Genomic DNA, 11,778 nt, shown 5'->3' on the forward strand with positions numbered 1-11,778 from the left:
CCTCTTCTGGGCACCACGGCTTTCCTAAGCCGTCGTACGTTTTTCAGGACGGCGTTCGTTCGCGACCCGGTCGCGACCGACGCGATATCCGGACAGAAAGTCGGTGCATTAGAGCTCCGCACTGACCGCTACCCAGCCCGCACCGCCGATATAGACGTTGCCGATCGACCCGGCCGTCCCAGAGAACGATGTCCCGGCAGTGAACCGCAGGAGTGTAGCCGTTGGGCTTGACGCGCCGCCGTCCGAGACGGTGAGCGCACCGCTGATCGTTGCAAAGCCGCCTGCGACATTGTCGAAAAACCCAATTTGATTGTTCGCCCCGGGGCTGCTCGACGCCCACGTCGGCCCGGACGTGAGCATGACCGGTGTCGTCCGCATCGGCACCGGGAACTTGATCGGTGCATCACAAATCGTCGTGACCACACGTTGGGAAAGAAAGTTGCCGAGCGTATTGCCACCATTGCCCCGGATGATGTCCTGGAAGTAGCGCCAGCAAAGATCCATCTCCTGCTGCGGGTTTCGCATGATCCATGCTGTGGCCGACGCCCCGGCTTCGAGCTTCCACCGCCAGTCGAGGGTCGCGGTCTGCGCCGCCGTCGCATCCGTCCAGATCATCAGGATCAGGTTGTTGCAGGACGACGAGATCGCAGCCGAGAGCGTGAAGTCCGTCAGCGTATTGGACGATAGCGCCAGGGAACCTGCGCCCGACACCGTGAGGTTCGAGCCGAGAAAGAAGTTGCCGGCCGTGAAGGTGCCGTTGGTCCACGAATTGACCACATCCGAGGTCACGGTGTCCGCGGTCCCGGTCCATTCGAGAACGGCCCAGCGAATTGTGGCCGCTGCGGACGACCGCACCTTGCCCGAGAGCGTGACCGTCGAGCCCCGATGCAGCTTGCTGTCGCGCGCTTCGAGGATCGTGGCGGCGCCCATGCGCTGCGCCGACGCCTGGCTTTGCGTCATGCGGAACAGATACGGCACCCCGTCTGCCGCGTCGGTCACCGTCGAAACGGCGATGGTGCTGGTCTGCGTCAGGACGTAGTGCCGGTCCCAGGCATAGGTGTCGTCGGCGATGCCGGAGCCGGCGACGCGCTGGTTGATCGCCCCGTCCCCGTTGATGATCAGGTTGGGGTTGATGCCGCCCCCGACGCTCGCCAGCGCCGCTCCCGAGGCGCGTTGATAGGCGAGACATCTCCAGTTCCCGGACTCGTCCGATGCGAAGATGCCGGTATCGCCGGCCACCGTCGCGATATTGCCGGCACCTGGCAAGACGAGCGACGTCGCGTTGTGTGTCAACGTCAGCGCGCCGGCGAAGGTGACGAAACGCAGCTCGTTCGCAGCCGATCCGAAGCTCGTGATCGTCGTCGTTCCGGTAACGCGCGCCCTTTGCGCCGCCGCGGCACCGATATCGCATGTCGCAGCAGAGGCAATGTCCACTTGCCCCGCCTTGGACCGCACCGCTCCGGACGATCGGTCGATGACGAGGCCCTCGTGCCACGTGCTCCCGTCCGGGCTCACCTTGACGTGAAAGTCGTCGTCGCCGGCCAGGCCGAACTCCGCGCGCCCCGAGAACGCCGTCTGGAACACCACGCTCGCCGTATCGCCGGCCGTGTCCTTGTTGATCTTGAGCTGGTGCCCTTCGCCCTCGTGGCTGAAAAGCGAGGCCGGGCTCGAGACGGACAAGCGGTTGGTGGTATCCGCCGTGGCATTGACGCCGACCAGCGACACGGGATTGACGTCGCCGCTTCCACCGCCACCGCCCGAACCAGCCGAGAAGTAAGTCCATTCGCTCGTCGAGCCGGGCGTGGCGCCATCAGGCTCGTTGTCGAGATTGTCATCGATATTCGAAAGAAACGCGGAGCCTTCGTGCTCGACGAGATCGCCCGTCGAATAGGTCGTCGCGCTGCTCCAGGCACCCTTTGGCACAAGCGCTGCCCCGCCGCCTCCCGGCGCGGGAATCCACGCCCCTCCTGAAAAGAGATAGCTCTGGCTTTCGTCATCGACCCACGCCAGCCAGCCTGCAACCGGCACATAGAAGGCCCAGGCCCCGTCTTGCCAGGCCGCAAGGTGCGATGCGTGACCTGCCCACGCTCCGCTCGGGCTCCCTGCGATGATGTAGCGGCTCCCTTCGACGGGCGATCCCGGCGGTGTGGCGAGATCCTTGTCCAGCACGGCAAGTTGGACGATGGCATCGAGCGCACGCAGCGCTTCGTTGTGCGTCACATGCTTCTGGGACTGCGCCGCAAGGATATAGGGGAGCTTGAGATTCGCCGTTTCGTCCATGGGACCCGATGCTCGTTCGTGGGTCCCCCCTGCGCCCACTATCGCCGAGCGCATTCGGGCGAGGATAAAGTGCGAGGCGCCGAGATTTCCGCGGACGACATCACACGCGCCCTTGCTTTTGCTGGCCGGAACCGTTACACCCGCGCACAAGAGGGTCTAATTCCGCAATAAATTTCAATGAGTTACGAACTGCGCGGTGATCCGTCATTTCGATCGAGGACACACACCCATGTCGCCGCCAATCATCAAGCTGCACAAAGGCGATCTTCCGGCCGGCCTCACGTTCAAGAGCAGCGTCGCCATCGACACCGAGACCCTCGGGCTCAACCCCCAGCGCGACCGCCTCTGCCTGGTCCAGCTCTCGGCAGGCGACGGCACCGCCCATCTCGTGCAGCCCGATCCCGCGACCTACGACGCCCCGCGGCTCAAGGCGTTGCTGACGGACCCGTCCGTCCTCAAGATCTTTCACTTCGCCCGTTTTGATCTGGCCGTGATCGAGAAATACCTGGGCGTCGTGGTCAGGCCGGTCTATTGCACCAAGATCGTCTCCAAGCTGGTGCGCACCTACACTGACCGCCACGGTCTCAAGGACATCACAGCCGAGCTTCTGGGAATTGAGCTTTCCAAACAGCAGCAGAGCTCGGACTGGGCCGCCGAGACGCTGAGCCAGCAGCAGCAAGCCTACGCTGCCGCCGACGTTCTTCACCTGCACGCCCTGAAGGAAAAACTCGACGCCATGCTGGCGCGCGAGGGGCGCCAAGACTTTGCCAAAGCGGCTTTCGAGTTCCTGCCCGTCCGCGCCAAGCTCGACCTGGCCGGCTACGGCGAAGACGACATCTTCGCCCATTAACGAGCGAGATCAAAGCCCTAGGTAGCAAGACCGCTAGCGTGGCCCGCCGTGTCGGGCTAAGGACGTAACAGTCCCAATGTCACCCTAATTTCCAGCAATTGTCGTCGCACCTTCGCACGTGCACACTGCAAATCAATCATCCGCGGCGGGGACCACTGGCCCCTCGCGGACCGGCACGCAGCCGGTGCCACTATTCCTTTGCAATGTGCGGCCCTCGCCGCGCGGCAGTCTGGTTCGGATCAGCCAATGAATGATGTCGAGGGCGGGGAACCCCGATGGTCATGACCGTGGACGAAAACACGCACGTTTCGGCTGCCCGCCGCACCGGCGACGGCGTGGTGACGGATGTCGACCGCACGAGCGAGTTCCACAGAGCCAGGTACCGCACTCGTCTGGTGCGCACCCTGCGCGTCCTTTTCCCGCTCGGCGCAGTAAGCCTGCTCGGCGTCTATGGCCTTTCCATCGCCGTCACGGCTGGCCTCGTCGGCAAGGACGCGTTGCCGGGTGGCATCGCCATTCGCAAGATCCTCCCCGAGGATTTGTCCATGAAGAACCCCCGCTACGAAGGGTTCGGCAAGGATGGCAGCAGCTACGTCTTCACCGCCAAGACGGCCGAGCAGGACCTGACGCTGCCCAATGTCGTCAAGCTCAACAGCATCGTCGGCGAGCTGTATCAGGCAGACAAAACGCGCACGGACATCACGGCCGTCCGCGGCGTCTTCAACAACGAGAAAAGTCTTCTCGACCTCTACGAGGAGATCAACGTCGATTCACAAAGCGGCCTCAAGGCCCGTCTCACTCAGGCGACAATCCTCACCAAGGAAGACCTCCTGACATCGAACGAGCCCGTTCTGGTCGAGTTTCCGAACGGCTCCATCCGCTCGAAGCAGATGACACTGCGCCAGAAAGCGCGTGAGGCCACCTTCGTCGAGGAGGTTGCCGTCGTACTGACCCCGCCGCCCGACGAGAAAAAGACCACGGCCGAAGCCACTCCCGAAAAGGCCGCCGACAGCGGCGCACTGTTCACGCCCTCGAACGGGCCGATCAACATCGACGCCAACCGTCTCGACATCGATGACACGGGCAAGCGCGCCTTGTTCACCGGCAGCGTGACCGCTCAGCAGGCGGGCTCCAATCTCACCACGCCCGAGCTCGAGGTCTTCTATGAAGGAGAAGGCATGATGGGCGGCAGCCCCGCCGCCAAGGCCCCGCCGGCTGCAGCCGGTGCATCGCCGGGCGGCAAGGTGAAGCGCATCGTCGCCAAGAAGCCGGTCGTCATGAAGCGCGAGAATGGCGACGTCGTGACCAGTGACACGGCCGACTTTGACGCCCTGGGCGAGACCGCCGTGCTCTCCGGCGAGGTCATTATGACCTCCGGTACCGACCGTCGCGCGGCCGGCGAGCGCGTCGAGATCGACGAAAAATCGGGCGCCATCGTTCTCGTCGGAAATGTAGTCGTGACACAGGGCGGAAACGAGTTGCGCGGTGGCCGTCTCGCCATCGATCGTCACGACGGCACGGCGCAGCTGACCACCCCGCCCGAGGCTGCCCTGGGGCCCGGACGTATCGCCGCGCGCTTGCTTCGCGGCACCGACGCCAAGGGCGCCGGCAAGAACAAGACGCCGGGCGCCGACGCGGAGAAAGGCGAAGGCAGCGGTCTCGGCTCGTTCAAAACCGACCCGACCGCCCCCGTGAACATCACGGCGGACTCTCTCGACGTCGATGACAAAAAGAAGCTTGCGATATTTCGCGGCGACGTAGACGCGAAACAGGACACCTTCGGCATGCGTTGCGCCGAGCTCACGGCCTATTACAAGGGTGAAGCAGGCCTGGTCGACGCGGCCAACCCGAGCGCAGCGTCAGTTGACGGCGAAAAAAAGGGCGCCGAGCTGACCCGCATCGAGGCCAGAAGAGAGGTCTACGTGACGTCCAAGGACGGCCAGTCCGCCACCGGCGACTGGGCCGACTTCGATGCCAAGACCAACAAGGTCACGATGGGCGGCAACGTCGTGCTGTCGAAGGGCAAGAGCATGGTCCGCGGCACCCGCCTGCTGATCGACATGACGACCGGCGAGAGTAAGATCGACACCGCGCCGCAAAAGAGCCCGGCCAATCCCCCAGGCGGCGGTTGGGTCACGAAAGCGCCGGCCGAGCCGGCCGCCGAGAGCCAGGGGCGCGCCAGCGCCGTGTTCTTCCCGCAGGAGCTGAAGGAGGGTGAAAAGTCCGGCAAAGAGAAATCCAAAGCTGCAACGCCGGCGGATGGATGGTCTGCGACCGAAAATCCGGAAACACCGGCTGGCCCGGCGAATTGACACCCGTTATCGAAAGCAGCTCGAATACGAGAACCCAAGTTTCCCGATGAAGTCCAATCACGGCAGACTGCCAACATGAAGTTGTGGCCCCTGAAACGAGCTCCGGCCGCGCATGCGCCCGATCCATACGCCGCCCAAAACGGCGCGGCATCGAACGGATACGCTTACGGCCAGGCCATGACGCCTGAGCAGCAGTACTACGCCTCCCACCAGGGCTGGCTCGTGGCTGACAACGTCCAGAAAAGCTACAAGAAGCGCATGGTCGTGCGCGGCGTGAGCCTCGCCGTGGGCCGCGGCGAATCTGTCGGCTTGCTCGGTCCCAACGGCGCCGGCAAGACCACCGTATTCTACATGATCACCGGCCTCGTACCGGCCGACGCGGGACGCATCACCATCGACGGCGAGGACGTCACGCCGCTTCCGATGTACCGGCGCGCACGCCTCGGTATCGGCTACCTGCCGCAGGAGGCTTCGATCTTCCGCGGCCTCACCGTCGAGCAGAACATCATGGCTGTGCTGGAGCTGGTGGAGCCGAACAGAAAGCGGCGTCAGGAGCAGCTCGACAGCCTGCTCGAGGAGTTCCACATCACGCGCTTGAGAAAGTCGCCCTCCATGGCGCTTTCCGGCGGTGAGCGCCGCCGCTGTGAAATCGCCCGCGCGCTGGCTTCTCGCCCGTCCTTCATCCTGCTCGACGAGCCGTTCGCCGGTATCGACCCCATCGCGGTCGGCGACATCCAGCAATTGGTGCGCCATCTGACGGACCGCGGGATCGGCGTCCTCATCACGGACCACAACGTCCGCGAGACGCTGAGCCTGATCGACCGCGCCTACATCATCTACGATGGTCAGGTTTTGACACAAGGTAAGCCGGCGGAAATCATAGCCAACGAAGATGTCCGGCGCGTCTACCTCGGGGATATGTTCGTTAACACCCGCTAGCTAGGCTGCCCCGAGGACTCACTTTGGGACAGACCTTCGGTCAGGACCGGTAGAAAGCCTTGCGCGACGTCGAGGCTCGGTGCATGACCATCACAATGAACCTCGTCATGCAAGAGAGATGCCGATCTCGACCAAGCCGCGCCCCGTGCGCGTCGGCAAACCGGCGCATGCGCGGGCCGGAGCCTGAGGTTGGCCCATGGCGCTAACCGCAAAGCTCGAGCTCAGGCAGGGCCAGCAGCTGGTGATGACGCCCCAGCTGCAACAGGCTATCCGCCTGCTTCAGCTGTCGAATCTCGAGCTGGGCCAGTTCGTCGAAACCGAGCTTGAGCGCAATCCACTTCTCGAAATGGACGAGGCCCCCGAAGCCGGGCCGAAAGTCGAGCACAACGCCGAAGATGCGCCTTCAGAGCGCACCGAACGGACCGGCGAGGACGAATGGCTCGACCTCGCTAAGCCCGTGGCCGATGCCGAGGGCGGCCTCGACGGCGACTACGACGGATCGTTCTCCGATAGCACACCGTCGCCGGGTGTGCCGGACGGAGTGGATTCCGGATGGGCGAACCTGCGTCAGCGCACCGGCACGTTCAACGGCGAGGAAATCAACCCTGAGGCGTTTGTCTCGAGCGAGCCCTCGTTGCGCGATCACCTCTCCGAGCAATTGCCGCTCGCGATCCACGATCACGTTGAGCGCCTTATCGGGCAGCATCTGATCGACATGGTGGACGAGGCCGGCTACCTGCACGCCGAGCTCGATCAGCTGGCAGTCAAGCTCGGCGCACCGCTTGCACTCGTCGAGAAAGTCCTGGCGACGTTGCAGACGCTGGATCCTGCCGGCGTCTTTGCGCGCTCGCTCGCGGAATGCTTGGCGCTTCAGCTCAAGGAGCAGAACCGCTACGATCCTCAGATCGCCGCGCTACTCGACAATCTCGACTTGCTCGCCGCCCACAACATGACCGGCTTGCGCAAGGTCATCGGCGCCGACATGAGCGAAATCACCGACATGATCGAGGAGATCAAGCGCCTCAACCCGAAACCGGGTCTCAAATTCGGCTCCGTTCAGCTTCAGCCCGTGGTGCCGGACGTCCTCATCCGCAGCGCATCCGACGGAAGCTGGCTGATCGAGCTCAACAGCGACACTCTTCCTCGCGTGCTCGTCAACCGCACCTACTTCGCCGAGGTCAACAAGACGACGCGCACCGAGAAGGACCGCGGCTATCTGCTCGAGTGCCTGCAGACAGCGAACTGGCTCGTCAAAAGTCTCGACCAGCGCGCACGAACGATCCTGAAAGTCGCCGAAGAGATCGTCCGCCAGCAGGACGGCTTTTTCACCCACGGCGTGCAGTACTTGAGGCCTCTGAACCTCAAAACCGTTGCCGACGCCATCTCGATGCACGAGTCGACGGTCTCGCGCGTCACCTCGAACAAGTACATGGCAACCCCGCGCGGCATCTTCGAACTCAAGTACTTCTTCACCTCCGCCATTCAGGCCGCAGGAGATGGCGAGGCCCACTCGTCGGAAGCTGTCCGCCACCGCATCCGCCAGATGATCGAGGGCGAAAGCGCGAGATCGATTCTGTCCGACGACAAACTGGTCGAGAAACTGAACGCCGAAGGCATCGACATCGCACGGCGCACGGTCGCAAAGTATCGCGAAGCCATGCGGATACCGTCATCCGTGCAACGGCGCCGCGAAAAGCGCCTCGCCGAACGCGCCGGACGATAGACGCGTCCTGCGGCAAGCGGAGAGCCGCGCAAGGAGCTGTTCGCAAGCGCCCACCTCTACCGCGCCGCAGGATTGACTCCCCAGACAGTCCGCACTAGCGTCCCCGATAGATGCGTTGCCCGCGGAATCGGACAGGCAAGCTTCTGGAAATGCTACAAAAACCAGATACTACGGGTCGCTTGAGGCGATCGGGGGAGGCGTCAACGCGTCTCACATATCAGGAGTGTGCCGGATTGCATTTCCAACTGGCCCGGGTACAGATCGGTACGGCGCGGCGCGCAATGAATCGCCATGATTGCCCATTACGTACGCACGTCGCGGCGCATTGAACGATGTAGATGCAGCGGCTGAGCCGCTATTGCCGGGTTTGCGGGCCGGTTGACCGGAAAAATCGATGTCGGGGACGCCGGAGACGGCGGTGAAAAAAGGGATAGGCCTCGGACAATCAGCAAGACACGTGCTTTGAGTACCGAAACTGACATCCGTTAACACTGACCGGACGCCGGTCGGCACGATTGCTGCAAGATAAACATATGCATAAGTAGGAGCGTATCGGAGCGTTTGGGATAGAACGCACGACTGAGGCCCATGCCGGGTTGCCGAGCTGGGTCGCGGGCGCGCCAACGAGTGAATGATGGTCGGCAGGACAAGTAGGCCGATCACTGAGCCGATGGGACCGGACAAAATGGATTTGAGCGATCTGTTGGCACCTGGCGGGATCTTCCCCGCCTTTGAAGCGACGAGCAAGAAGCAGGCGCTTCTCGATCTCTCCACGCATGCGGCCGAGATCACCGGTCTCGATACCCGCGTGATCTACGAAACGCTGCTCCAGCGCGAACGCTTGGGCTCGACCGGGCTTGGGCGCGGCATCGCCGTCCCTCATGTCAAGCTCAAGGGCCTTTCCGGCATTGTCTGCGTTTTTGCGCGGCTGAAATCGTCGATCGATTTCGAGAGCCAGGACGGCGAGCCGGTCGACCTCGTCTTCCTCCTTCTGGCTCCCGACCACGCCGGCGGCGATCACCTAAAGGCACTGGCCCGCATCTCGCGGCTCGTACGCGAGCCCGCGGCGCTCGAAAGCCTGCGTGCCGCCACCGATCTCGCGAGCCTGAAACGTGCGCTCACGCTTCCGGCCGCGTCCCACGCGGCCTGACGGCGTCGCCTATCCATAGATTGCAAGCGCAGCGAGCCCGATCGTCCCGACAATGATCCGCCACCAGGCGAAAGGCGTGAAGCCGTGGCGCCCGATGAAATCGAGCGCCACCTTGACGACTGCGACCGCCGTCACGAACGCTGCCACGAAACCGACCCCGATCGGCAACGCGTCCGCCGCCTGGAGCCGCTCCCAGTTCTTGTAAAGGTCGAGCGCGAAAGCGCCGGCCATGGTCGGCATGGCGAGGAAGAACGAGAATTCTGCAGCCGTCCTCTTGTCGGCTCCGAGCAGCAAACCGCCGACGATCGTCGAGCCCGAGCGCGACACGCCGGGAATGAGTGCGAGGCACTGGAAGAGACCGATTCCGAGCGCCCGCTCGGCCGGAACGCTGGTGACGTCATGGTAGCGCGGATTGAGCGCCATCTTGTCGATCGCAAGCAGCACAAAACCACCCAGGATCAGCATCGCGCACACCAGCATCGGCGTCTCGAACAGCACGTCCTTGATGAAGTCATGAAGCAACGCGCCGATCAGCGCCGCCGGCAGAAACGCGATAGCGAGCGAGATTGCGAAACGCTGGATTTGCGGATCGCTCGGCAGCGCGCACACCATCTGCAGGAGCCGCTGGAAATAAACGACCAGGATCGCCAGGATCGCGCCGAGCTGGATCAGCACCTCGAATGTCTTGCCGGGGGAATCGAAGCCCAGAAAATGCCCGGCCAGCAGAAGATGCCCGGTGGAGGAGACGGGAAGGAACTCCGTGAGCCCCTCGAGGAAACCGAGCAGTAGCGCTTGCCAGATCGCCATAAGGGAGTGCTCTCCGGAGTTGAAGATCGATCGCGAAATGCGGAGGGGAAGCTAAGGAAGGCCGTCATCGGGTCGGTAGCACGTTTGTCAAAACGAGGATACGGTTCTGCCGCTGCAGCTCCATGACATGGCTAAGACGCCCCCTGATGGTTACCTTGGCCGCTCGAGCTGACGACAACCTGACAACCAATCGTCCCGCAGCCGCGGATCTCAAGCCATGCACACGTTGACGCAGTTCAGGCTCTGCCCGAAATCGCGCTCGATCCGCCTCGCCCTGGCGGAGGTCGGCATCAATGTTGCGATGGTCGACGAGCGTCCTTGGGAGTGGAGAGACGAGTTCCTGGCCCTCAACCCTGCCGGCGAACTCCCGGTCCTCGAGCTCGAAAACGGCAAGACACTCTGCGGCGCCTACGCCATCTCGGAGTACCTGGCCGAGTGGGCTCAAAGCGATCAGAAGGAGAAGCCGGGCCACCCTGTCCCTCTCTTCCACGGCAGCATCGAGCACCGCGCCGAGCAGCGCCGCCTCGTCGACTGGTTCCACGGCAAGCTCGACCGCGAGGTAACGCAGGAGCTGCTCGTCGAGCGCGTCTACGGTCATCTGCTGGCCAACGCGCCACAGGCTCCCGATCCCGATACGCTACGCGCTATTCGCACCAACATCCGCCATCATATGGCGTACGTGAACCATCTCGCGCACAGCCGCAGCTGGCTGGCTGGGGATGCGATGAGCTTCGCTGACATGGCCGCCGCTGCTCATCTCTCCTGCATCGACTACATCGGTGAAATCCCGTGGGACGCCTTCCCATCGGCAAAGTCGTGGTATGCACGTCTGAAGTCCCGGCCTTCCTTCCGCGCACTGCTCGCGGACCGCATGCCCGGCATCGCTCCGGCGCCGGTGTATGCCGATCTCGACTTCTGACGCGTGGAGCGACGATGCAAGCGTCCGAGACCCAGACCCGGTTCGAAGCCCGCGACAGCATCAAGGCCACGTTGCGCGAGCGCGCTCGTGCGCTCGGGTTCGAGACCATCCGTTTCGCCCGGGCCGACGCCATCCCCCACGCCGGCGAGCGCCTGGCCGCCTTTCTCGCCGATGGGCGTCACGGCACCATGGACTGGATGCAGACGACAGCGGATCGGAGGCGCGATCCGCGCCATCTTTGGCCCGATGCACGCTCCGTGGTCATGCTGGCCATGAGCTATGCGCCCGAAACCGATCCCATGCTCGCGCTCGCCAATCCCCTTCGGGGCGTCGTCTCTACCTACGCCAAGCGCAGCGACTATCACGATGTCATGAAAGGCAAGCTCAAGGAGCTGGCGGGTCTGATCGAGCGCGAGACCCAAGCCCCGGTCAAAGTCTTCGTCGATACGGCCCCGCTCATGGAGAAACCGCTCGCCGAGGCAGCCGGCGTCGGGTGGCAGGGCAAGCACACCAACCTCGTCTCGCGCGAGGCCGGCTCGTGGCTCTTCCTTGGCGCCATCCTCTCCGCCGCCGAACTCGCGCCGGATTCGGCCGAGCACGACCATTGCGGCACGTGCAGTCGCTGCCTCGACGTCTGCCCCACCAAGGCCTTCCCCGCTCCCTATCAGCTCGATGCGCGCCGCTGCATCGCCTACCTCACCATCGAGCACAAAGGCCATATCGCCGAGGAGTTCCGCGAGCCTATCGGCAATCGCATCTTCGGCTGCGACGATTGCCTCGCCGTCTGCCCGTGGAACA

Annotated in this window: 9 protein-coding genes; 7 read left to right on the plus strand and 2 right to left on the minus strand. The window is 63.6% G+C overall.

The genetic code is table 11. The features are described from left to right. Positions 1 to 108 precede the first annotated feature (108 nt). Complete coding sequence (locus QZV93_RS16985) at positions 109 to 2,280, minus strand: DUF2793 domain-containing protein (RefSeq protein ID WP_295559850.1); 2,172 nt, start codon at positions 2,278 to 2,280, stop codon at positions 109 to 111. 229 nt (positions 2,281 to 2,509) lie between these two features. Between QZV93_RS16985 and QZV93_RS16990 the strand changes: the two genes are divergently transcribed. From QZV93_RS16990 to QZV93_RS17010, 5 genes are all read left to right on the plus strand, one after another. Continuing rightward, positions 2,510 to 3,130 (plus strand): ribonuclease H-like domain-containing protein, encoded by a 621-nt coding sequence (locus tag QZV93_RS16990; protein ID WP_295559852.1) that lies wholly within the window; start codon positions 2,510 to 2,512, stop codon positions 3,128 to 3,130. A gap of 281 nt (positions 3,131 to 3,411) precedes the next feature. Further along, positions 3,412 to 5,442: an LPS export ABC transporter periplasmic protein LptC gene (gene lptC, locus QZV93_RS16995; protein WP_295559854.1), complete on the plus strand. Its 2,031-nt coding sequence runs from the start codon at positions 3,412 to 3,414 to the stop codon at positions 5,440 to 5,442. Between the two features lie 75 nt (positions 5,443 to 5,517). Continuing rightward, on the plus strand, positions 5,518 to 6,381 hold the full coding sequence (gene lptB, locus QZV93_RS17000) for an LPS export ABC transporter ATP-binding protein (RefSeq protein WP_295559856.1): 864 nt from the start codon (positions 5,518 to 5,520) through the stop codon (positions 6,379 to 6,381). A 196-nt stretch (positions 6,382 to 6,577) separates the two neighbouring features. Further along, positions 6,578 to 8,104: an RNA polymerase factor sigma-54 gene (gene rpoN / locus QZV93_RS17005; protein WP_295559858.1), complete on the plus strand. Its 1,527-nt coding sequence runs from the start codon at positions 6,578 to 6,580 to the stop codon at positions 8,102 to 8,104. A 685-nt stretch (positions 8,105 to 8,789) separates the two neighbouring features. After that, positions 8,790 to 9,254 carry a PTS sugar transporter subunit IIA gene (locus QZV93_RS17010; protein WP_295559859.1) on the plus strand — a complete coding sequence of 155 codons (465 nt, stop codon included), beginning with the start codon at positions 8,790 to 8,792 and terminating at the stop codon, positions 9,252 to 9,254. 9 nt (positions 9,255 to 9,263) lie between these two features. Here QZV93_RS17010 and QZV93_RS17015 read toward each other — a convergent pair whose 3' ends face one another. Beyond that, positions 9,264 to 10,061 (minus strand): undecaprenyl-diphosphate phosphatase, encoded by a 798-nt coding sequence (locus QZV93_RS17015; RefSeq protein WP_295559861.1) that lies wholly within the window; start codon positions 10,059 to 10,061, stop codon positions 9,264 to 9,266. Positions 10,062 to 10,278: 217 nt separating this feature from the next. Between QZV93_RS17015 and QZV93_RS17020 the strand changes: the two genes are divergently transcribed. Both QZV93_RS17020 and queG read left to right on the plus strand, forming a co-directional pair. Beyond that, positions 10,279 to 10,980 (plus strand): glutathione S-transferase family protein, encoded by a 702-nt coding sequence (locus QZV93_RS17020; protein WP_295559863.1) that lies wholly within the window; start codon positions 10,279 to 10,281, stop codon positions 10,978 to 10,980. A gap of 14 nt (positions 10,981 to 10,994) precedes the next feature. Continuing rightward, positions 10,995 to 11,778, plus strand: a 784-nt coding sequence (gene queG / locus QZV93_RS17025; protein ID WP_295559865.1) for a tRNA epoxyqueuosine(34) reductase QueG, incomplete at its 3' end; no start/stop codon positions are given.

Source organism: uncultured Hyphomicrobium sp. (assembly GCF_902826555.1).
In the GTDB taxonomy this organism is placed as follows: Bacteria; Pseudomonadota; Alphaproteobacteria; order Rhizobiales; family Hyphomicrobiaceae; genus Hyphomicrobium_C.